This window comes from Methanomethylovorans sp., assembly GCF_041447285.1.
GTDB lineage: Archaea > Halobacteriota > Methanosarcinia > Methanosarcinales > Methanosarcinaceae > Methanomethylovorans.
On sequence record NZ_JBGMEB010000023.1, the window covers coordinates 36,930 to 60,646 of the forward strand.

The window sequence follows — 23,717 nt, forward strand, 5'->3', positions numbered from 1 at the left end:
TTTTTGTTTACCATACTTTGAGGTCAATAGCTTCTATACGGAGTCTGCGGCCCTCTACAGAGACCACGATACCGGAATGCACTTTCTGCATCATACAGTGTTCAGGAAGGAATTTCACTGTCTGGCACATTGATGGAATTTTTCCTTTCACAACTATGCCTTCGAAAGCAAGGATCATGCATAACCCTGCATCCTTAAAAGAAAAATCATCTTTTCCAAGCCTGTGCAAGGGTCCTACTATGTGCACAGTGAATATGCCTGGGGATTTATCTATCACTTTAGCAAAGTGCGTGACCGGACAGCCTAATGGCCTGTAGCGTAATATATCTCCGATTTCTACCTCAAGAGAACCATCCAGGGGATGAATGTCCTCTCTGCAGGAACATTCTTCATAGAGGGGGCCAAGTGAAAAATCGGCTTTAAGACCATCGATAATGCCAATTACTTCTTTTTCCTTTTCTACTTCTTTTTCGGTGTTTTTTTCTTTACCTACGATCTCTTTTAACTGCTCCAGATTCTTTTTGAATATTTCTCTTTCAAGGAAAGGGCATCGCATCAGGCTTGCTTCATCTGTGATCTGTGCTGCAAAATCCTTGCATTGCCTAAAACCACAGCTACCACAATTGTATCCAGGCAAGAGGGACAGGATCTTATCCACTGTTTCACTCACCCCTGTACTCCATAGATCCATCAAGGCTGCGCAGGACTCCCATGTGGTGCTTGCGTGCCACTCTCATTTCGCCAGTACACAGGGAGCAAATGGCAAGAGGGGGATTATACCTTAATTTCATATCAATTCCAGTATCATGAGAAGCACGTATCAGTTCAGCAAGTTCAAAAGAGCCTTTCCCTGTAAGTCCATTTGCTTCCACAATACAGCATCTGGGATTCACATCCAGTACTCTTTCCCTGAATACTTCCCTTTCTGCCTGAGAAACCACGTCTCCCTTTGTCATTACTACCACATCTGCAGTTGTGAGTAGTGGACCTACCTTAAGGGGAGTGTTAGGACCGGTGGTCACATCTATAACACACACAGCAAGACAATTATCAGGATAAGGAGCACATCGCAGGCAAAGACCTGCAGTTTCATTAAGCAGCATGTCAGAACCCTGGGTTTCTGCCCATCTCAGCATGTCTTCTGTGTTGTAAATAGTATAATGATCCGGACACATATCTTTAGCAAGACCTACTTGCACAGGTATACCAAGCCTCTGGAATCTCTGATCATCATCGGTCCAAAGACAGTCTATTTTGACCACTGCAGGGGAATTTCCCAGGGATACAAGAGCTTTTATTGTGTGAAGCAGCACAGAGGTTTTACCTGAGCCTGGCGTGCCTGCAAGTACGATAAGTTTCATACTGTACCCTCAACAAGGTCTCCCCTGCGAATGGTTTCCCTGAGGGAGAGCAGCCAGTTATCCACTTCAGCTATCTTGCAGCAAACCTGCTGTTCCTGTGAGCTTGTAGTAATAATGTCCACCATGCCCCCGTTTTTCATTACTATCCTGCGGGTGGCCATGAGTGCCAGTACAGGATCGTGGGTTACTACTACTACTATCTTGCCCTCACAAGCAAGTAGTTCCAGAGCTTCCTGCTTTCTAATACCTGCATTTTCGATCTCATCAATCAGTACTACAGGAGAATCACTGATAACCGCAATATCGGCTGTCATGAGAGAACGCGACTGCCCGCCGCTCAGTGCGGTAAGATGGTGATGTAGAGCTATGGGTTCCCCGGTAAGGGTATTGGCAAGCTCCAAAACCCGGTGTATAAGTTCCGGTCCCTTCCCCCTGCTTCGTGCATGCATTACCAAAAAATCCTCTACGGTCATATCTGCCAGAAAGTGCATTTTCTGCGAGAGCTGAGCCACCAGTTTAAGCCGGGGGTCTACTCTTATCGAAGAGTCTGGCACTTCGCCATTAATAAGTATGTGTCTGCCAGAAGAAGTATCTCCTCTTGCAAGTTGCTCGATGTCATCGATGAGAGTACTCTTTCCCGATCCCGTTGGGCCAACGATGCCTATTATCTCGCCTTTGTTAACGTCTATTCTGTCAATGCACTCTGGAATTCCTTCTTTGTTGACACCACCCAGAATGGTCAGTGTTGTAACATCTCTCATTTTCCTACCTCTTAAACTTCTCTGAAACTTTTTCTACGATCTTCAACTCTGCTTCCGGGTCATGGGCAGAGACCTTCATATCAGGTGTAATAGAATTCAGGTTGTGATCCCTGCGCAACTTTTCCACTCCCCCGCCTGTAATATTAAGAACGATACTATCATTATGGCCGATATTTTCATTATCCACAGCTTCTATAAGAGCAGCAACAGCAACAGCAGAAGCCGGATTTATATCAATGCCTTCCAATTTTTCAAACAACTGCTGTGCATGTGCTGCAGCAGCATTATCAATACCATACATCCTGCCACCTGTTGCTTGTAGTGCATCTCGCACACCTCCCTTTGGAGAAAATGGAGGTTTCCTGTTGAAAAGCACATCATCGTACATATCCTTTGGACAATTTCCATTCAATATGTCTTTAGTTGAAGTATTGCCTGACCACATACTGATAAGAGGGGCGCATGGCAGGTTCTGTGCAAGGTGCAGTTGTGGCAGTACACTGCCAAAACGGCCATCCTGAATAAGCCTCATGGAAGCTTCCCATGCGGAGATTCCGCCTGTACCGCTTCCTACTGCCTGGAAATAGTGCATTGGCAGGTTTTTCATAGCAAGTACGGCATCCAGCATCACCGTACCCATACCATCTCTACGAGCCACGTTCTTTGCTCCCCCTTCACTTACAAATCCCTCTCTTGCGGCCACTTTGTTAGCAACTTCAATGGCATTATAATAATCTCCTTCCACAGTTACCAGGCATATCGGAGATGTATTCTCATGAAGGGTCCAGAGCCTATGAGCGCTATTTTCCGGAACTACAAGCAATAATGGCTGTCCCGTTATGCAACACACATGTGCAAAAGCACGGGCCGTGTTCCCTGCTGAAGCAACAACCATTATCCTTTTGTCCTGTCTTTCCAGCAGTCTTTGCATGGTTGGGAAAGCTTCCAGGTCCTTGAAAGTGCATGTCATCATGGAAGCATTCTTTTCCGGCCAGTATCCGTTAAAAGCTACATACAGGTTTGAAAGACCCAATTCCTTGGCGAAGGCTTCACTTTTATATGTTATTGTTTTGCCGGTGCCATTAGGGATAATGTCATCCACAGGAAGCCAATCATAGAATTTCCATATCCCTGGCAGATCTCTGGGAATCAACTGTGAAGTCTTATAAGAGGTGCATAATAGTGAATCATGTCCTTTGCTGCATGCCAAAGACATTGGATCTTGCACCTCGCCACAGGTGGGGCATCTGACAGAATACTTATGCATGAAGCCAACTTGATAATCCAGAATAAATATGTTTCCTTGGATCGGGTTATATTATCCATATTCGGATAAAAAGTATGTAGGTGATTTCCTATTAAGGATACAAAAGTGATCTTACACTAAAACCAATTATATTAATTTATGTCTTCTGCTTTTGAATATCGAATGCTTTCCAGCAATGTCCCAAAAAGCCAGAAAATAAGTGTTTTTTAAAAAATGAAACGAGAAAATAATCTTATCATTTTCTAATCTTCTTATTCTCCAGGACTTTATTATACGCTTCCCTGCCAGAAATCTCGCCCATTGTGTAGAACATCTGCACCTCGGCTCCAAAGTTCCTGATTATATCTTCCATACGCTTGAAGCTTTCTTTAATTTTCTCCGGGGCCATTCCATGATCACCGGATGCATTTGCTTCAAAATATCCAGCTACTATGCCATCTATCATACCTTTTGGATGCCAGTCATGTGGTGTTTTTGGAAGCGTGGCTGTAGATTCCTGATACAGAGCAAGAGCATCAGTTGGCCGTCCTTCACCAAACAGACATAGGATCATACCTGATATTGCCTGTATATCGGATGTGTTTGCTTCTCTTAGTTTACGGTAGATGACCGTGGCATCTTCAAACCTTCCGTTTATAGTTAGTATCATGCCTTTGGCATGCAATGCCTGAGGATCGGCCGGCGATATCTTAAGGGCTTTGTCCAGGTATATGAGTGCATCATCATTTCTGCCCACGAGTTCCATTATCATGCCCATCTGCATTGATCTGTCCTTTTCATCATCTATCTGCATCAGTAAGGCTTCAGCAAAACCAATGCCTCTTTCAGTGAGGCCTTGCTCATGATACGCAGCGACTATCTGTACCATCCTTTCCAGAGATGGTTCTTTTTTAAATTCTTCCTTAAGGCTTTCAATGCTATCAGAGATGCTCTGATTTTGATTCATAATGTATCCCCAACTTATAATTTGATCAATTATACATGTGAATAGCCAAAATTAAAACTTTTCTAATTCCCTGAAGGCGTAAGTTTTTCCAGATATTCATACAAAGAAGGATGGTCACTCAATACAATATCAGCAGCATTCAATTTAAAGGGAGGTACATATGTTGGCACACCCACACAGAAAAGACCTGCCCTCTTTGCAGACTCCACTCCCATTGGTGCGTTTTCCACTACCATACATTCGCTTTTTTCGATGCTGAGCAATTCCACTGCCTTAAGATAGGGGTCTGGGTAGGGCTTTCCATAGTGAACATCTTCGCCACATACTATAGTATCGAAAACATCAGGGAAGAAATCATCCATAATCCCGTTAACTGTATATCTGTCGGAGCCTGTGACTACAGCAAGGGAAAAATGTTGCTTGAGTTCTCTGAGGCACTCGAACATTCCATCAAAAGGAGCGATAGATGCATTAGCACTGAAATATTCTACTTTTTTGCGTTTGATTTCCTCATATAAATGAGGCTCTACCTGCTTACCGGCCTTTTCAAAGAGCCATTCTATACCCAGTATGTGGTTTGCACCTTCTACTTCATAGACATCATCCCTGGATACCTCGGCACCTACTTCTTTTGAGACCGCTATCCAGGCATCGGCATGGGAAGGCATGGAATCCACCAGTACCCCATCCATATCAAAAATAATGGACCTGAGCATGATGGCAGAACCTGCTTCAATACGGATAAAACTTGTGTTTGGATAGCATTGTAGTAAAAATTAGAAATAACTTCTAATTAGAAAAAAGTTGAGCGAAAATTAATTTCGCCCACTACTATTTACCTATGATTTACAGTGTTATAGTCAGTTTTGGCCTCATGGCAGCGTTCGAATATTCTGAACTATAGAACGCAATATAATTTCCGCTCTCAGTTCTTGCCTTGAGGAAGAAACCAGTGTTCTTATACTTACCACTTATGTATTCCCTCACAAGCTGCGTAACATCAAAATCATAGTACTTGTTACCAGGCACTGTGCTGCCGGAGAATGTTACAGAGGCATAAGGTGTAGAACCTTGTGATGTACCATTCTTATCATACCAGTTTCCTCCGGCTGTTGTCCAGGAATTCCAGGTTACAGACTTTGGATCCCAAGCAACTGGTCTGTAAACTTCAACTATAGTGCTGGAAGTTCGTGTTGCACCCGCCGGATAGTACCAGTACAGAGAAAGTGTAGCCTTTGATATTGTGTCTGTAGTCTTATAACCACTCAGATCAAAAAGCATTACATCCCTGCAAATAGATGTGCTCTTTCCTACATCAAGATACGTTGTTGTGGAAAGTACACTTGTAGGAGATAATTCACGCAGTCTGTTGTCATAAACAGGTGAATATGTCACTGCAGTTGAACTGCCACTTACAATTACTTTTAATGTATCTGTGGATTTTTGTCCGGCAGTGTCCGTGACGGTCAGAGTCACAGTGTAAGTTCCTGGGGATGCATATGTGTGAGTAGCTGTTACTCCGCTGGCTTCAGAGGTTATGCCATTTGATACATCAAAGTCCCATGAATATGATGCTATGCCCTTGTCATCAGTAGATGAACTGCCGCTGAAGGTGACTGCTGAACCAGTAGTTGCAGTCTTATCAGGTCCGGCATTTGCAACAGGGTAGGTATCAACTGAACTGCTGACAACTACTTTTAATGTATCTGTAGCTTTCTTTCCAGCAGTATCTGTCACTGTAAGGGTGGCTGTATAAGTTCCCGGGGATGTGTATGTATGAGTAGCTGTTACTCCGGTAGCTTCAGACGTAATGCCATTTGATACATCAAAGTCCCATGAATATGATGCTATGCCTTTATCATCAGTAGATGCACTGCCACTGAAAGTGACAACTGCACCAGTGGTCGCTGTCTTATCTGCCCCGGCATTGGCAACCGGTGCATTATCAGTGGAAGTTGAACCACCTGAGGTAGAGGTTATGGTTAATTTAGGTCTCATGGCAGCGTTCGAATATTCAGAGCTGTAGAATGCAATGTAATTACCGCTCTCTGTACTTGCCTTGAGGAAGAAACCAGTATTCTTGTACTTACCACTTACATATTCCTTTACAAGGTCCGTGACATCAAAATCATAGTATTTGTTGTCGGGAACCTTGCTTCCTGCAAAGGCCAATGAAGCATAAGGTGCAGAGCCTTGTGAAGCACCGTTCTTATCATACCAGTTTCCTCCTGCGTTACTCCATGACACACCAGATGTTCTGGAATTCCAGGTAACGTACTTAGGATCCCATTCAGCTGGCCTGTATACTTCAACTACAGTTTCAGAAGTACGTGTTTTACTGGCAGGATAGTACCAGTAGAGCGAAAGGGTCGCCTTGGATATTGTATCTGTTGTCTTATATCCGCTCAGATCGAAAAGGATCAGATCTCTGCAGGTACTTGTGCTCTTTCCAACATCAACATAAGTCGTGGTGGAAAGTACACTTGTTGGAGACAGCTCACGCAATCTGTTGTCATAAGTTGGTGTATAAGAAACTGTGTTTCCTGTGCTGCTACTGCTGGTAACAGCTACATTCAATGTGTCAGTTGCTTTCTGGCCACTGGTATCGGTTACAGTAAGTGTGACAATATAATTTCCTGCAACTGTATATGTTTTTGTTGCTGTTTTGCCTGTAGCTTCAGAGGTTATGCCATTTGATGCGTCAAAATCCCATGAATATGTTGCTATGCCTTTATCATCGGTAGATGAGCTTGCATCGAAATTGACAGCAGAACCTATGGTAGTGCTCTGGTCAGAACCAGCATTAGCAACTGGTGGATTGTCTGTAGAAGATGCATTTTCCACATGAAGGATCACCAGACCATTGTCAAAATCTGCTACATATACGTAATTGCCTGAAACTGCAACACTGTATCCATGACCAGCGGTGTTATATCCTCCGGCAAGTGTCGGGGTTGCGACATTGCTCACATCAAGAATAACAAGACCGCTTGTATCATCAGCAATATATGCATAATTGCCGGATTTTACAATATTTTGTGCAAACGTTGTGTCATAGTTGCTTACAAGTGTTGGTTTAGCAGGATTGCTTATGTTTATTATCACAATACCGTTGGTTCCATCAGCTACGTATGCATAGTTTCCGGATACCATAACACCATATGCATGACCGACAGTATTGTAACTGCCTCTAAGTGTTGGTGCAGCAGGATTTGTGATATCAATAACAACAAGACCATTGTCACCATCTGCTACATATGCATAATTGCCGACTATAGCAACATTTTCTGCATTACCGGCTGTGTCATAACTGCCCTTAAGGGTCGGAACCGCAGGGTTTGTGATATCAACGATCACGAGGCCGCCAGCGCCATCAGCCACATATGCATAATTTCCTGAAATAGCAACACCCCATGAACGACCAGCGGTATTGTAACTGCCTTTAAGGGTTGGTGATGCTTTATTTGTGACATCCACAATTACAAGGCCGTAAGTGTCATCGGCTATATATGCATAATTTCCTGATACAGCAAGATCCCTTGCATATCCCTGAGTAATATAACTACCTGCACGCTTAGGAGAAGCAGGATTTGAAATATCCACTACAGTAAGGCCCATATAACCATAGGCTAAGTATGCATAGTTTCCTGATATGGCAACACCAGAGGCGTAGCCAGCTACATCATAAACTCCTGCGCGGGTAGGTGCAGAAGGAGTACTTATATTCACTATTGCAAGACCACTTCTGCCATAGGCTGTATATGCATAGTTTCCTGCTATAAAAACGTCATATGCAACTCCTTCAGTAGCAGTATAAGTGGCTGCTCTAACTGGTGAGGCTGGATTTGCGATATTCACTATTGCAAGACCGTTGGCATCGTCAGCTACATAGGCGTAACTTCCAGATACAACAACGCTTAATGCCTTTCCTGGAGTATCAAATCTCCCTGTGTAAGTTGGTGCAGTTGGGGTTTTGATGTTTATGATCACAAGACCATTAGTTTCATCGGCTATGTATGCATAGCTGCCTGATACTGCGACACCGGTTGCTTTTACCGTATCATAGGAACCTGCAAGTTTTGGTGAAGAAGGAGTGGTTACATCCATGACAATAAGGCCGCTTGTATCATCTGCTATGTATGCATAATTTCCAGACAAAACAACACTCTGTGCATTGGTAGTATCTAATCTACCTTTAAACGTTAAAGCTGTGGGTTTTGTAATATCCACTACTATAAGGCCACTGATTCCATAAGCTACATAGGCATTACCACCTGAAACAGCAACATCATAAGCAGCGCCGGAACCATATGCATATGTACCTCTTATCGCAGGTGCTGCACGGTTTGAGATATCAACTACTACAAGACCGCTGTTCCCATCAGCCAGGTAAGCATAATTTCCTGATACAGCAATGTCGTTAATTACTGCTGTGGTGGTTACCCTTCCAACTTGCGATGGATTGGCAACATTGCTAATATCAACTATTACAAGGTCTTGTCCCTGTCCAAGATAGGCGTAGCTTCCGGAAACTGCAACGCAGAACACGCTTCCACCATAATGGCTAGTGAAATCCTCTCCCACCAGGGCATTTGTAATGACTGTATCATTGTTTGTGTTTTCATTAAACTGACTGACAAAATCTACTTGAAGCTCTGCGGCTGAACCAATACCGGAGGCTGTTATCGTAAAAAATAATAATATGCATAGATAAACTAATGTGTTTAATTTGATTTTCATTGACACCACCTGCTCTATTTTAAGAGAGGATTTTTTTGCTCTATTCTAAAGTCCTGCTACCTTGCAATAACTTACTATATAAATCTAGCCAAAATAAAAATAAATAATAATATATTTTTTATATTATTAATTAATGTTTAACATAATTTGTATCTACAATTAGTTTACAATATTATACTGATTATATCTCACCGGAAATGTTTTAAAATGGTTTTAGATTCTTATCTATCTTCAAAATTTAAACGTGAGCAACTATATTTTTTAATCTTTCTTTTGAATAATGAAGTTTATGAGCTAATAAAGCTTTAAACATTTCTTTTTCTGCAAAAAATACCCTAATTGAATTGTAATTTACAATTCATACTCAATAGTTATTGATTGAAACTATTTAGCGCATAAATCCAAGTTGAATACATGAAAAATTCATTTCATTCTCTTATTTTTAAAAAGGATCCAATAATACTACAATAAATGCAAATAGCAAGTATCTTTCGAAAATCGAATATGTAGTAACCACAAGCAGGATAATAAAGGATTTTTCCAAGAAAAAAACTCCAATGAACTCTTATTATCTATTTTTGAGTCATTATTATGCTTTAATCCTTAAGTATCCTTATATTATTAACTGAGAATCAGGTGATCGTATCAGCAGCTTAACTGTCTGGATACCAAAAGATCAGGAGGAAATTAATACTCAAAATAATCAAGGGTGATACATATGAAACTTTTCAGAAAACACGTTGTTTCAGGACTGTCAGCAATTGTTGGATTGCTTTGCATAATGATGGCCATCTCCATGGTTTATGCTGCAGGGGAAACTAATGCTGGCAATAATATGCAAGAGATGGGTGGAGAACCTGATCTAGCATCCATCAAGAATATGACTATAGAGATGATCGATAAAACTACAGAAAGCCTTGAAACCATGAAGGCTGATGCTAATGATACTACTGTCGTAACTATTAATGAATACATTAGTGAACTTGAGACTATAAGTTCAAATGTTGAGAATGCCGAGTCAATAGAGGAGCTCAAAACAGAAAGAACTAGTCTGGATGAGTTGTTCACAGCAATGAATGAAGAACTGGGGTTAGAAGTTCCTATGAATGGTGAAAGACCTGAAATGTCAGGAATGGAAGGTCAGGCAGGATCAGGATCTTCACAGATGCCTCAAATGGGAAATCAAACCGGGCCTGGACCTGCTATGGGTAATCAGAGTAATTCCAACCCCTCTCAAATGCCTTCGATGGGTAACCAGAGCAATGGCCAGCCCCCAATGGAAGGCGATGGGCCTTCTATAAAGAATAACTCCGGAGAGAACTCTGAGCAGATGCAGAACACTGCTGAGGAATCTGGCATATTTGCCAAGATTGTGGATTTCTTCAAATCCCTGTTCGGTTCTGATTCTGAAACCTCAGTTGGTACTGAAAGTACTGAAACATCAACAACAACAACAACATCTGAAAGTTCAGCCTATACACAAAGCGGCGAAACTGTAACGGAATCGGATATGGAGATTGCTGCAACCAATACTGACGAGTCAGCAATCAAGGTCAATGATAGTGGTAGTTTTACCCTTTCAGATTCCACTATAAAAAAGACTGGTGATACATCCTCAAATGAGAACAGTGACTTCTATGGCCTTAATGCAGGAGTTCTGGCAGAGTCAGGCAGTAACATAGAACTCAGCAACTGTACTGTGACTACTGATGCAAATGGTGCAAATGCAGTGTTTGCAACAGGTTCTGGCTCTTCAATTACTCTCTCAAATGTCAAAATAGAGACCAGCCAGGATGGGTCACGCGGTGTGGATGCGACTGTAGGAGGTACAATTACCTGTACGGATGTGGATATCATTACTCAGGGAGCTCATTGTGCCACAATCGCAACTGACCGTGGAAGTGGAACTATAAATATCACAGGCGGAACTATGAGTACAGCTGGTGAAGGATCTCCTGCAGTTTATTCTACAGGTAATATTACAGTAAGCGATGCAACTCTTACAGCTACTGGCTCAGAGGCTGCAGTAATAGAAGGAAAGAACTCCATAACCCTTAACGATTGCATTCTGACAGGAATGATGAAATGCGGTGTAATGCTCTACCAGAGTTTCTCTGGCGATGCTGAAGTTGGTATCAGTGTATTTACCATGAATGGAGGCTCTCTTACAGCAGCTGTTGATCCTCTATTCTACTCCACGAACACCAATGCAGTGTTCAATCTCAGTGGTGTGGAACTTACCGGTACTTCAGGTACGCTCCTGACAGCCAGTGCTGACAGATGGGGTACTGAGGGATCCAATGGAGCTACTGTAGCCTTTAATGCAAATGGGCAGGAGCTCAATGGTAACATCACCTGTGATAATGTCAGTTCGATTTCAGTGACTTTGCAGAATGACACAACTCTGACAGGAGCAATCGATGCTGAGAATACGGCTGGTATGATGGCCCTTGATCTGGATTCAAGCAGTACCTGGAATGTTACAGGTACATCGTACCTGACAAGCCTTACAGATGAGGACTCTGCATTGTCCAATATCAATGACAATGGATACACCATCTACTACGATTCAAGCAACAGTGCAAACTCATGGCTTGACGGTAAGACCTATGACTTGAACGGCGGAGGAAAACTTACTCCCATTTCAGGTTAAAAACAATCTCTGAAGCGAATTTAGAAATTAAGGAGGGATCTTCCCTCCCTTGATTTTCAGGTGTTTTCTTTTTTCCTTTCTAATAATTTCATGTATTCTGCTTCCATTTGTTTGGCAACAGCTTTCCATGAGTAATTTGCTTGTATGTGTTTTCTTGCCCGTCTGCCCAGTTGCAATCGTTTGTCTTCATTTTGCAGCAGTTCCAATATTGCATCTGCAAGTCCTATTTCGTCCATAGACTCTACAAGTATGCCTACAGATGGAGTAAGCACTTCCGGAAGTCCGCCGGCTTTTGTTGCTATAACGGGTTTTTCCATTGCCATTGCTTCGAGCATGAATATACTGGAAGCTTCCATAAGGCTTGGGATAACGGCAATATCGGCAAGTGCAAGGTATGGGGGAAGCTTTTCATGAGGTATCAATCCCAGAAAATGAACATGATCCTGAAGATCCAGCTCATGTGTTAATTGTTTTAAGGCTGCACGCTCTTCCCCTTCACCAATTATGATCAGCTGGCATTGTTTTTTTCTTAATACCAGTTGCATAGCTTTGATCAGATATTCGATTCCATTTTTTTTGACAAGGCGGCGTGCTGTGAGTATTACAGGTATTGAATAATCTATACCGATATGCTGCGCAGTAGCCTGGCTTGAGTTCACAATTTGAGTATGCGACGGGTTAAATCTGATAATATCAGCACCATTGTGGATGGTTTTTACTTTCTGCTGAGAAGCACCCCATGCAAGCACCTGTTGTGCAAAATAATCCCCGGTGTGAAGCTGGATGTCTGACATATTTGCAAGTGCTGGTGCCAATATGCGCTCTCCTGTTCTGTAAAATTTAGCAGCAAAAGGATTTGCAAGTTTGCTCCATATTGGATAATATGAACCGTGAATGGTATTTACGGCAACACTTCCTGATCTTCTTGCAAGGTAATTTGCTATCAGCCCGGATGAGTATATATGGCCATGGTAAATGTCATAGGTACCAGGGTGGTTAAATAGTACCGCCAGTGGAAAAAGCGCTTGTCGTACAAGGGATAAATTTGTTCCGTCCCAGGTTTTTTTCATGAGCCTGTAAAAGTCAACGCTGACGATCCGCACACCGTCTACTATCTGCTCTTGTGGAATGCTTTTTGCACCTGTTAGTATTGTTACTTCATGACCAAGTGCAACAAGTTCTCTGGATGTTTCCATAATTGCAACTTCAATGCCTCCGGTTCCAGCATTGTCGTGAGGCGGGAGTTCATATATTTGCAGGATTTTCATCCAGAACCTTCCTTTTTATGTGCTTTGCGAGTTGGTGCATTGTTGTTGTCTCAAATTTATCGGATGTGGTGATATATTCCAGCACCCTGACTAAAAGATCCCTTTTGAGTATCGGTTCATAGGATGGATGCATGTAGAATACAAAAAAATTATGTGCATTATCCAATCCATTCTTCATGATATTGTAGATTGCGTCATTTGAAATACCTTCAAATTCTAATTCTCCGAAAGACTTTTCTGCTACAGGTAGTTGAAGCGTTGATAATTTACGCTCGTTGATGCATGGGTAAAATGCTTCTTTTCCCCTGAAGTCGCTGGAATAATCAAAATTGAAATCTTCCAATGCTTCCAAAAACTGAGGGCTTGTTGCAAAGCCCGGAGATGCAAAAGACAATGGCTTGAAACCATATGCATCTTCGAACAGTTCTGAACCTTTGTTTATCCACTCAGTTATCTCTTCCTGACTCTTTTGCTGAAGCGTATTCATCCAGTTGTAATGATGATATCCATGCAGTCCCAGTTCATGGTTATTTTCCAGGATCAGCTGCACGTTTGAAGATTTCTGGACCTGCTGCTTGTATAAAATTCCTCTGAGCATTTGCTTAACTCCGTGTTGCTGAATGGCTTTTTTTTGCAGCAGTTTTAAGGGGTTGATGTAATTTTTGTAATTCTTAAAGGTCATGTCTTCCCCGGTTGTAACAAAAAATGTTGCAGAGGCATCGAAGCTGTCAAGTATTTCCAGTACAACCGGAAGGACTTGCGTGTCTCTTACTGTATCGATATCGATCCTTATGCAAACTTTATTTCTTGTCATGTTAATTTAGCAAGCCGTTGAAATAGTAAGGAAGAACCGCTACAAGTATTACGTTGTTAATTCCATGGAATACTATAGGTCCGGTCAATGTTCCGGTTTTACGATATAAGATACCGAACAATAACCCTGCAAAGAACGTAAATAATAATTCCAGGGGAGATCTCCATGTCATGTGCATTATTCCGAACAAGAATGCCTGTCCGAAAATTCCAATTTTAGTCCCGAAGGCACTTATGAGGTCATTTTGTATCAAGCCTCTAAACAATAGTTCTTCCCCTAAACCCACAAAGAATGTCATGTATATAAGATCGCGAAACAGGTATTTCAGTTCAAATGTAGGAAAAGATGCAGCAGGCTTGAGAACCCAGTATTCTATAGGTCCTGTGCACAGTCCTATCAATACACCAATAGCAGCGTATTTTAACAGATTGTCTCCCTTAAGCCCGACGTTTTCCGGCAGGATATTTTTTTCATGCATATGCCAGAAGCAAAGAGCCAGAATTATTGAATATACTGCTGGCATGAGAAATTGTTGATTTATAAAAAACCAGGGAAGAGAAGATGTAAAAAGCACATATAAAGGAATAAGAGCCAAAGATTCTGCAGAATGAATGAAACCCTGCTTCATATCGATCCTGGAGATTATAACATATATCAGGATCGTGAGCCCCAAACATAAAAGTATACCTTCCCCTGCATTAAGATAAGTGAAGATATATTCTGCAATAACAATTGCCACAAAAATATCTATAATAAACCAGGTGGCTTGAAAATCATTTAGTTCAATCTTTTTGAGTTTCACAAATTTTACTAAAAGAGATCTATATAAAATCGTATCGCTCAATGCATAAACTCATTTTTGATGAAATTCTGTAATTTTGAACCATCTTTAAGTGGTAAGTTTTTTTAAATTCAATACTATTTTCAAATAAATCACTATTAGAAAGCGTGTTTCTAGTGTTTGTTCAACATGTATTCGTAAAGTAGAGATATTTAATGTAATCTATTAACGTTCTTTGCAATAATACTTTTAATCACTCGCAATAATAAAAATAGTAAAATAATTAGATATGTTAATATACATTGCAATGGAACATATCATAAATTATCATATATTATACTTCTTATAAAATATTCAGTGGGTGGTTATATATCTACAGATAAGCAATATTTTTCAAAAATGATGGTAATATGGTTTGCCGTACTGGTGATTGCAAGTCTGATCATTGGCTTACACGATGCTGCTGCACCAGTTTCAATGTCTGTTTTTCCTGAAGTTCCCGTGGAAGGGGAGCCTGTATTAGTTACTTTCAATCTAAATAATCCGTCAATTCACACTAATCTAGCTGATTATGAGTTCTATGCCAATGGGGAGCTGATAATGGACGGCACGGCAGAACTTTCTCCGTTGTCATATAAAAAATATCAGTATACATACGTGAATCCTCTGGAAATGGGAGAACAGGTAACTTTTATAGTAAAGTCTAATGTTGGTGAAAAGAACTATGATGAGTATGTCTCACTGCCTGCATACCCACCTCAGGTATGGAGCAGTTTTGTGAGTTTTGCAACGTTCTCCACTACAGTTATGACTTATATGACCACGATGTCGTACTACGATCAGGAGTTTGGTGACGGTGCTACTTTTAACGTAAGCGTGGTCTTTTCAATCGTCCTTATAGGATTGCTGATATACCTAGAACTCACGGAAGCATCCCTTTCAGAGAAGACCTTCAAGTTCATAGGTAACCTGCGGATAAGGTTTAGCAGATTATCAGCGATTCTTTTTGTGATATTTATCGGAATGGTGTTCACGCAGGTGGCTTTGATCATTGGGAAGGTGGGATAAAAATGCACTCTCCATTTGCAAACCGATCCAAAAATATGCTGCTCCGCGGCGTGAGGTATAGGTCAATTATCTTAATTATGTTGGGCATCGGCATTTTGCTCAGTGCAATACCCTTTGAAGCGCAGGCTGCATCGGGATCATACGATATAAAGTGGTATGCTGCTGATCCTGCTGTAAATCGAGCTCCTTATTTGCCTACATATATAAAGTATACTCCAGCTTATATTTCCTGCCCGGGAAGTGCGGGAAGATACAGCGGTTCCGCAGTGCTTCCAAATGCTGTTTTGTATGGTCCTACTTATTCATCTTCCAACATTGATGCTGTGACTTCACTGGCTCCACGTACTCTGGCTCTTGGACAAATTGTTCCATTTGAAGTAGAAATCTCCGTTAATGGTGCTACTACTCCTGAAAATGGAATTATCACATTTTCTACCAGTTTCAACACTAATACGACTTCCGGTTCTAACTTTGGTTTCGATCCGGCATATAAGGTATACTGTGCCTTTGTTGATACTTCTGATCCCGGTACAATAGATCCGGGAAATAATGCTAAAGTTGATTCTTATACTTCTGGTCTAAACGGTAGTGGAACTAATCAATATATCAATGGTACATTCCGGGTATCGGGTCTTGACAATGGTGACAATATTGTTGTCGAAGTATGGGTTTTTCTAAAGTCTAAGATTCCATCTGGATCCACCGGGAATGTACAGACTAATTTAATTCGTGCTCAAACTGCCAATGGTACAAAAATAAACTTTGGTACCCAGACTGTTCCTCTTCTGAGAATTGATGATGTAAATGAGTTTTTCACTGAAATTAACGATTTGGCAGTTACAAAAACTGATATTCCCGATCCTGTAGTGCAGGGACAGCAGCTCAGATACAATATTACATTGAAAAACATTGGCGATAGCAATGTTTCAAATATGGTTATTGCGACAGATACGCTTAGTCCGTGGCTGTCTTTTGTTTCAGCGTCTGTATCTTCATATACAATTGACGGAAGAAATATTACTTTCAACGCTGGTGCATTGTCTCCCGGTGAAACGAAAAACATCACAATAGTCACAAATGTAAACTCTGCAGCTCCTACAAATAATGATACAACCATGAACTCAGAGACTGGAGGATATTCTATTCCTACATTTTTTGATATCTATAATAGAGTCTTAATTTGTGCTATGTGTAAGGATGCCGACCCAAGCAACAATATTTACTACCAGCCAACGAATGTTTTGCAAGCTCCGGTGTATAACTACATATTCAACCAGACTGCCACATGTGGCAATCCACTTAAATTGACGGTATCTTCAACACCTTCATATGGTCTGTCTTTACAAATAATATGGAAAGACCAAAATGGTACTTTCCACCATAGTGAAACTGTAGAGAAGATCGATGGAAAATATACAAGCGCATCATTCATTGTTCCTCCAAATTCAGGAGGAACATGGACCGTTGAGGTTACTGAATACTCCGGAAGCGCGGGAACTGGAAATATCGTAGGAACAGGTACAACTACTTTCCCGGTAACATGTGAAGTTCCAGAGTTTCCGGTTGGATCTTCTATATTCCTGCTTGTAACAGGTGTAGGGTACTTGGGGATGCGTAAAAAAATGACAGGTTTTTCAAATGGCAAGAGATAAAGTGCGGACATACTACATTTTATCTCTTTTAGTCCTTGCAAGCCTGCTTATAATATTTGCCCAAAATGTGTTTACCGGGTTGTCTATAACCTCCGCAGAGCCACTGGCTGAAATAAACAGGGTGGATCTGTTCGATGAGTTTCTTGGAAATTACTCCAAAGTATCTGTGATGCTTGTCAATAATGATACAGTGAGTCACAACTTTTCAATAAACACATTTTTTGATGATAAGCTACAGAGTAGCTTTAACGTTACTGTAGATAGTGGTAAGACATTTCAATATCAAAGAGATGTATTACCTGAAAGGATTCCCATATCACAAAATGAAACTATTAACTCAACTTTGAAGGTTGCAAAGTTTGTGGTATATATGGATAATCAGCCTGAACCTTTTGAAAAAGCAAGGTTTGTGTTTAAGAACGATCAATAGTGAATTTAGTAACTATGTTTATTCAGAATCTTTTTCTCCGTTAATCTTATTGGAGTGGATTGTTGCAAATATCTTGTTCTTCTTGGAATTACTACACACAATTAATATCAAATTTATTTTAATTAGTTACAATTATTTATGTCCAAAAATAATTGCGTGTGTTTATATAGATTACCAACGAATTCATTAATAAATTCTCATATAATGTAGTGTATCCAGGTTCAGTAAAGGTTTAGTTGGTGGTTGTATAAACTCTTCAGATAAGCAATATTTGTCGAAAACTCTTGTAATATGGTTTGCTGTATTGGTAATGGCAAGTCTCGTTATTGGTTTACATGACGCATCTGCTCCTGTATCTGTCTCTGTTTTTCCGGAAGTGCCTGTTGAGGGTCAGCCTATATTAGTTACATTTAATCTCAATAATCCTTCAGTTCAATCAAATTTAGCTGACTATGAACTCTATGCTAACGGAAAACTGATAATGAAAGGTGCAGCTGAACTTTCTCCGATGTCAAGTAAAAAGTATGAGTATACTTATGTGAATCCTCTTGAGATGGGAGAACAGGTCACCTTTGTAGTAAAATCTACTATGGATGGAAAGAACAACGATGAATCCATCTCCCTTCCTGCATACCCACCGCAGGTCTGGAGCAGTTTTGTAAGTTTTGCATCGTTCTCAACATCAGTGATGAGTTACATGTCCACAATGGCATACTATGACCAGGCTTTCGGTAACGATGCAACTCTAAATGTAAGTGTGGTCTTCTCAATCGTCCTGATAGGATTGCTCATTTATCTTGAACTGACAGAACCATCCCTTTCAGAAAAGACATTCTGGTTTATAGGTAACCTACGTATCAGGTTCAGTAGGTTGTCAGCGATTCTTTTTGTGATATTTATCGGAATGGTTTTCACGCAGGTCGCCTTGATTATAGGAAAGGTGGGATGAAAATGAAGTTTTTTAAGTATGCTTTACTTTTAGTTGTTTTAATTGGGTTTGTGTCGGTTGCAGCAGCTGATATACCGACTATATCTATTACTGGTAACAATCCAGTTAATGGCATTGCAGATACTTATTATTCCGGCAGTACGATGACTCTTACAGCAAGCTCAAGTGATGCAGAGAAGTTTGTTGTGAGATGGGATCCGCCTGGCCCTGGAGTAGATCCACAGCAAACATTAACGGCTACAAATCATGTTATTATTGTTACAAGGACAGTAACTGATGTAGGTTACTGGGCAGTTACAGTTCATGATGCTGATAGCACTTCAGCTACTAAGACAGTATATTTCTGGGTTCAAGGGACTTATACTATTGCTCTATCTGGAACAGGTACAGGTAATGCATTCACTATTAATAATCCCGTTACTTGTACAGTTACTCCATCTTCAAGTGGGCGGTATACGAGATTCAAGTGGTATCGTGATGGATCAACCTCTGAAATAACAAATGATGGATCTTTATATAGTAATACACTTTTATCTACTCAGTTTAATACAGCCGATAGTTGGCATGTTGAGTTTTATGAATACTCAGATTCTAGTTATTCTGAGAGTGCAAGAATGGGATTTTGTAAAGCGGATTTTACTGGCACAGCAGGTCCGGAATTCCCTATCGGATCTTTTATACCTCTGCTTTTAGCAGGTGCTGTTTACATTAAGGTACGTAAAAATATGGAAGGTTCTTGAAATGCCAAAAGATAAAGCAAGAATTCTCTATATTTTATCTCTTTTAGTTCTTGCAAGTCTTTTTGTACTATTTGCTCAGGGAGTATTTTCAGGTTTGCTTGGGGAGTCACCGAAGACAGTGGCAGAAATAAACAGAATAGATTTATATAATGATAATTTTGGCAATTATTCTAAAATATCTGTACTACTTATAAACAATGATACAATAAGCCATAATTTTTCAATTGACATATTTTATGATGAAGAGTTGACAACTAACTATAATGTTACAATTGATGCTCTTGATACATTTTCATATGGAAGAGATGTGTTGCCAGATAAGATTCTGACATCAGATAATAAAACCATAAACTCCACCTTGCGTGCTGCAAAGATCATGGTATATATAGACAACAAGCCTGAGCCTTTTGAAGAAGCGATTTTTGTATTTAAGAACGAGTAACAAGAATGAGAACATGAAAAACAAACTCTTGGCATGGATTGCTATATCTATAGCACTTGTAGTTATCAAAATACATTTCTCACAGCATAACATTGTAGTCGAGGAGCCATTTACTGCACATCCTTTTGTGATCCTTATGCTATGTGTTGCCTTTGGGTGGCTTAAGAAAGATGTAATCTTAAGTCAAACGAATAATGAAGGGATGCTTGCTGAGCCTTCATACATGATAGCTGGTGTGTTTATTACAGCTATGTCTTTGATGATGCCACTCTCTTCCAATCTGGCATTTGCGATTTTTACCATCCTTTTGATGTGTATAGGCTTGTTCATGGTATTCTTCGCAGCTGCTGCTTATGTGCCATCGCTATTGCTTTTCGTATATGGATTTTCAATTTCTTTTCCCAAAATTCTGGATGAATACTTAGGTACTCAATACGCACTTATTACCACAAATATTGTAGCACATGTTGCAGCTTTGTTTTATCCTGTAGCTTTTGAAGAACAGGTGCTTAGTGTTACCAATCCCGAAGGTGTTAAAGACCTTTTATATATTGATGTTGGGTGTTCGGGAAGTGCCTCAATAGCAATTTTCCTTACTGTTTTTGCTCTTATGTTACTGGATATAAAACCCCGGAAAGGTCGTATATTGCCTTTGTTCCTTTTGGGGATATTGGGTACATCCGTACAGAATATTTTGCGCCTTGTTCTGTTAATAGCTGCTGATTATCATTTTGGATCTGCTGTCATGTGGCAGGTACATGATTATGCAGGTTATGTCCTGTTTCCTGCATGGTTTGCGATCTTTATTTACGTGTACCTGAAGGTAGGGGAAGGAAAACCGCGGGTTGCAAATGTTGAAGATTAGAGAACTTTCTAGCTTGTAAACAATTATGGGAATCAATTACAGGTATTCCTGAATTTAATTTTAATGACCCCATTTGCTCCATTCCATCCTTTTTTACTTATACAGTTCTTCTTTTAATATCCTTCTCATCGCATTTTTCAAGATGCATAGGATTCATGGCGGTTACTCTTACACGGACTTATACTGAAACAACTGATTCATGATTATCTCTTATTGTTTCATTTAGCTAAGATTGGTCTAATTAACTTATTATATGTCAATGGTTTAAGTAGTGTATAATAATATAATTCATTAAATAATTAGATATGTTATTATAGTTTCACTCCCTTAGTAACCGCAAGTTCTCATATACTGTCATGTTGAGGACTATATTGTATCAAATTATTGTAGGTGGTCGTATAAACTCTTCAGGCGGACAATACTTTTCGAAAACTCTTGTAATATGGTTTGCTGTGCTGGTGATGGCAAGTCTGGTTGTTGGTTTACACGATGCAGCTGCTCCTGTGTCGATGTCAGTTTTCCCTGAAGTTCCCGTAAAAGGAGAACCTGTATTGGTTACTTTCAATCTAAATAATCCATCACTTCATGCAAATTTAGTTGATTATGAACTGTATGCCAATGGAAAACTGGTGATGGATGGTGCAACGCAACTATCTCCTTTATCGAATGAAAAGTATCAGTATACGTATGTGAATCCCCTTAAGATGGGAGAGCAGATTACCTTCGTAGTAAAGTCTACAGTAGATGGAAAGAGCTATGATGAGTATATGTCGCTGCCTGCCTACCCACCCCAGGTCTGGAGCAGTTTTGTAAGCTTTGCATCGTTCTCAACATCTGTTATGAGTTACATGTCTACAATGGCATACTATGACCAGGCATTCGGTAACGATGTAACTCTCAATGTAAGCGTGATCTTTTCAATAGTTCTGATCGGATTGCTTATTTATCTTGAACTCACGGAGCCATCACTTTCAGAAAAGACGTTCAAGTTCATAGGCGATCTGCGTATCAGATTCAGTAAGTTGTCGGCTGTCTTATTTGTGATATTCATTGGCATGGTATTTACACAGGTAGCCTTAATAATTGGAAAGGTGGGATGAAAATGAAGTTTCTCACGTGTGGTTTGATATTACTGATTCTAATTGGGTTTTTACCGGTGGCTGGAGCAACACCAATTGGACCGTCTACTGCTACAGCAACACTAAATATTGGATCAATTGTGACATACGGGAGTAATGTTACTATTACAGTAACAGGATTAACTCAAGACAAAATTAGTTTCACTTGGACAGCTCAGAATGGGGATAAAATCAATCACAGGAATATAAAAATAATTGATGGAACTGCCAGTGATTCAATTACAGCTAAAGTCGAAGGCACTTGGACAGTTGAATATCATGAGATCGGTACAGCTCAGAATTCAGATAATTCAAAAACATTCATCGTTTCTTCGTCTTCTCCGGAGTTTCCAATTGGATCATTCGTATCTCTGCTTCTAGCTGGTGGTTTGTACCTAGTCCTACGTCGAAATATGGCAGGTTATTTCAATGTCAAGCGATAAAATGAGAGTATTCTATATTTCATCTCTTCTAGTCCTTGCAACTATAATTATAATATTCGCTCAAGGTGTATTCTCAGGGCTGTCAACAGGTGCAACATCCCCAATGGATGAAATTACCAGAACAGATCTATATGATGGCTTTCTTGGAAATCATTCCTTCATATCTGTGAAGCTTACCAACAATGATACTGTTAGCCATAAATTTTCAATCAATACTTTTTTTGGTGAAGAACTTGCAGACACTTTCAATACTACTGTTAATTCCAGTGGAACATTGGAATATGGGACCTACATATACCCTGAAGAGATTCCAATATCACAAAATGATGCCATCAACTCAACTTTACGCGTTGCAAAGCTTGTGGTATATATGGATGAGCAGCCTGAACCTATTAAAGAAACAAGTTTCATATTTTAGCGAATAAGAATGGATTTGTCAGATAATGAAAAGCTTCTTTATATGGCTTGCTATTTCCATAGCAATTAAGTTCTTAGATTCCTTTTTTATCTGGATGGTACCACTAATTATAAACAATAATGCTCCATTCATTAGTATTATAACAAATTAAATGTGGAGTCGGTGCTATGGTTGCAAAATGCGTTTTATCTGAGGAATTGCCTGTTGAGGAGTATCTCATTAAGAAAGAGCCATACTATGTGCCTGTAGGAAATGAAGTGGAGATCTTCATGTCAGCCTATAGGAACAAACTGCCGATCAACCTTAAAGGGCCGACAGGCTGCGGAAAGACACGTTTTATGGAATACATGGCCTATAAGCTACAGCGTCCTCTGATAACCGTAGCCTGTCATGAAGACCTTACTGCTACTGATCTTGTGGGCAGGTTTTTGATAAAAGGAGAGTCTGTGGAATGGAGCGATGGCCCTCTTACAAAAGCTGTGAAGCACGGTGCTATATGTTATCTTGACGAAGTTGTGGAAGCACGTAAGGATACAATAGTTGTTATCCATCCCCTTACCGATGATCGGCGTATCATGCCTATAGATAAACTGGGTGTGATCCTCAAGGCACCTTCTGAATTCATGCTAAGCATCTCCTACAATCCAGGTTACCAGAGTGTTGTAAAAGACCTTAAGCAGAGCACACGCCAGAGATTCGTGGCTTTAGATTTCGATTATCCTCCAACTGAACTTGAAATGACGATAGTGGCTCACGAAAGCGGAGTAGATGAAAAAATGGCTCACTATCTCGTAGATATAGGTCATCGCATAAGGAACTTCAAACAACACGGCCTTGAAGAAGGAGTCAGTACCCGCCTGCTTATCTATGCAGGTAAGCTCATAAAAGACGGCATTGATCCAAAAGAAGCATGCCGTATCGCTATGGTCAGGCCCATCACCGATAACACTGACCTGCAAAAAAGCATTGATGAAATAATATCCGCCATCATGGAGTAAACG

At 40.4% G+C, this 23,717-nt stretch carries 22 protein-coding genes; 12 read left to right on the plus strand and 10 right to left on the minus strand.

Annotated elements, in window-relative coordinates; translation table 11 throughout:
• Positions 1 to 7: 7 nt before the first annotated feature.
• The 7 genes from ACC612_RS12875 to ACC612_RS12905 all read right to left on the minus strand — a co-directional run bounded on the left by ACC612_RS12875 (position 8) and on the right by ACC612_RS12905 (position 9,075).
• On the minus strand, positions 8 to 670 hold the full coding sequence (locus ACC612_RS12875) for a (Fe-S)-binding protein (RefSeq protein WP_371854977.1): 663 nt from the start codon (positions 668 to 670) through the stop codon (positions 8 to 10).
• A complete protein-coding gene (locus tag ACC612_RS12880) occupies positions 663 to 1,361 on the minus strand; it encodes a GTP-binding protein (protein WP_371854978.1) in 699 nt (232 codons plus the stop codon). The genes ACC612_RS12875 and ACC612_RS12880 overlap by 8 nt, the downstream gene beginning before the upstream one ends.
• A complete protein-coding gene (locus ACC612_RS12885; RefSeq protein WP_371854979.1) occupies positions 1,358 to 2,122 on the minus strand; it encodes an ATP-binding cassette domain-containing protein in 765 nt (254 codons plus the stop codon). Before ACC612_RS12885 ends, ACC612_RS12880 begins: the two co-directional genes overlap by 4 nt.
• Before the next feature lie 4 nt (positions 2,123 to 2,126).
• Entirely contained in the window at positions 2,127 to 3,389 is a 1,263-nt protein-coding gene (locus ACC612_RS12890) for a cysteate synthase (RefSeq protein WP_371854980.1), read from the minus strand.
• A 235-nt stretch (positions 3,390 to 3,624) separates the two neighbouring features.
• Positions 3,625 to 4,335, minus strand: coding sequence for a tetratricopeptide repeat protein (locus tag ACC612_RS12895; RefSeq protein WP_371854981.1), 711 nt, complete (start codon positions 4,333 to 4,335; stop codon positions 3,625 to 3,627).
• Positions 4,336 to 4,397: 62 nt separating this feature from the next.
• Positions 4,398 to 5,051: an HAD family hydrolase gene (locus ACC612_RS12900; RefSeq protein ID WP_371854982.1), complete on the minus strand. Its 654-nt coding sequence runs from the start codon at positions 5,049 to 5,051 to the stop codon at positions 4,398 to 4,400.
• A 130-nt stretch (positions 5,052 to 5,181) separates the two neighbouring features.
• Positions 5,182 to 9,075 carry a disaggregatase related repeat-containing protein gene (locus ACC612_RS12905; RefSeq protein ID WP_371854983.1) on the minus strand — a complete coding sequence of 1,298 codons (3,894 nt, stop codon included), beginning with the start codon at positions 9,073 to 9,075 and terminating at the stop codon, positions 5,182 to 5,184.
• A 718-nt stretch (positions 9,076 to 9,793) separates the two neighbouring features.
• Between ACC612_RS12905 and ACC612_RS12910 the strand changes: the two genes are divergently transcribed.
• Positions 9,794 to 11,728: a hypothetical protein gene (locus ACC612_RS12910; protein ID WP_371854984.1), complete on the plus strand. Its 1,935-nt coding sequence runs from the start codon at positions 9,794 to 9,796 to the stop codon at positions 11,726 to 11,728.
• Positions 11,729 to 11,784: 56 nt separating this feature from the next.
• On the opposite strand, the gene ACC612_RS12915 is transcribed toward ACC612_RS12910, so the two are convergent.
• From ACC612_RS12915 to ACC612_RS12925, 3 genes are read right to left on the minus strand one after another with little or no spacing between them, the layout of a single operon-like run.
• Positions 11,785 to 12,996 (minus strand): glycosyltransferase family 4 protein, encoded by a 1,212-nt coding sequence (locus ACC612_RS12915; protein WP_371854985.1) that lies wholly within the window; start codon positions 12,994 to 12,996, stop codon positions 11,785 to 11,787.
• The gene (locus tag ACC612_RS12920; RefSeq protein WP_371854986.1) at positions 12,974 to 13,810 is read right to left on the minus strand and encodes a polysaccharide deacetylase family protein; all 837 of its coding nucleotides are present in this window, start codon (positions 13,808 to 13,810) and stop codon (positions 12,974 to 12,976) included. Before ACC612_RS12920 ends, ACC612_RS12915 begins: the two co-directional genes overlap by 23 nt.
• 1 nt (position 13,811) lies before the next feature.
• Positions 13,812 to 14,612 (minus strand): lysostaphin resistance A-like protein, encoded by an 801-nt coding sequence (locus ACC612_RS12925; RefSeq protein ID WP_371854987.1) that lies wholly within the window; start codon positions 14,610 to 14,612, stop codon positions 13,812 to 13,814.
• A gap of 378 nt (positions 14,613 to 14,990) precedes the next feature.
• Here ACC612_RS12925 and ACC612_RS12930 point away from each other — a divergent pair, with 378 nt between their 5' ends.
• From ACC612_RS12930 to ACC612_RS12980, 11 genes are all read left to right on the plus strand, one after another.
• Positions 14,991 to 15,659 (plus strand): hypothetical protein, encoded by a 669-nt coding sequence (locus tag ACC612_RS12930; protein WP_371854988.1) that lies wholly within the window; start codon positions 14,991 to 14,993, stop codon positions 15,657 to 15,659.
• Positions 15,660 to 15,661: 2 nt separating this feature from the next.
• Positions 15,662 to 17,311 carry a DUF11 domain-containing protein gene (locus ACC612_RS12935; RefSeq protein ID WP_371854989.1) on the plus strand — a complete coding sequence of 550 codons (1,650 nt, stop codon included), beginning with the start codon at positions 15,662 to 15,664 and terminating at the stop codon, positions 17,309 to 17,311.
• Positions 17,298 to 17,741, plus strand: coding sequence for a hypothetical protein (locus ACC612_RS12940; RefSeq protein WP_371854990.1), 444 nt, complete (start codon positions 17,298 to 17,300; stop codon positions 17,739 to 17,741). Before ACC612_RS12935 ends, ACC612_RS12940 begins: the two co-directional genes overlap by 14 nt.
• Before the next feature lie 310 nt (positions 17,742 to 18,051).
• Positions 18,052 to 18,690 carry a hypothetical protein gene (locus tag ACC612_RS12945; protein WP_371854991.1) on the plus strand — a complete coding sequence of 213 codons (639 nt, stop codon included), beginning with the start codon at positions 18,052 to 18,054 and terminating at the stop codon, positions 18,688 to 18,690.
• Positions 18,691 to 18,692: 2 nt separating this feature from the next.
• Positions 18,693 to 19,430, plus strand: coding sequence for a hypothetical protein (locus tag ACC612_RS12950; protein ID WP_371854992.1), 738 nt, complete (start codon positions 18,693 to 18,695; stop codon positions 19,428 to 19,430).
• A gap of 1 nt (position 19,431) precedes the next feature.
• Positions 19,432 to 19,872 (plus strand): hypothetical protein, encoded by a 441-nt coding sequence (locus ACC612_RS12955; RefSeq protein ID WP_371854993.1) that lies wholly within the window; start codon positions 19,432 to 19,434, stop codon positions 19,870 to 19,872.
• A gap of 13 nt (positions 19,873 to 19,885) precedes the next feature.
• Entirely contained in the window at positions 19,886 to 20,737 is an 852-nt protein-coding gene (locus tag ACC612_RS12960) for an archaeosortase/exosortase family protein (RefSeq protein WP_371854995.1), read from the plus strand.
• Positions 20,738 to 21,108: 371 nt separating this feature from the next.
• The gene (locus tag ACC612_RS12965; protein ID WP_371854997.1) at positions 21,109 to 21,837 is read left to right on the plus strand and encodes a hypothetical protein; all 729 of its coding nucleotides are present in this window, start codon (positions 21,109 to 21,111) and stop codon (positions 21,835 to 21,837) included.
• Positions 21,838 to 21,839: 2 nt separating this feature from the next.
• Positions 21,840 to 22,298, plus strand: coding sequence for a hypothetical protein (locus ACC612_RS12970; RefSeq protein WP_371854998.1), 459 nt, complete (start codon positions 21,840 to 21,842; stop codon positions 22,296 to 22,298).
• Positions 22,285 to 22,716 carry a hypothetical protein gene (locus ACC612_RS12975; RefSeq protein WP_371855000.1) on the plus strand — a complete coding sequence of 144 codons (432 nt, stop codon included), beginning with the start codon at positions 22,285 to 22,287 and terminating at the stop codon, positions 22,714 to 22,716. The genes ACC612_RS12970 and ACC612_RS12975 overlap by 14 nt, the downstream gene beginning before the upstream one ends.
• Positions 22,717 to 22,883: 167 nt before the next feature.
• A complete protein-coding gene (locus tag ACC612_RS12980) occupies positions 22,884 to 23,714 on the plus strand; it encodes a CbbQ/NirQ/NorQ/GpvN family protein (protein WP_371855001.1) in 831 nt (276 codons plus the stop codon).
• Positions 23,715 to 23,717: the final 3 nt, after the last annotated feature.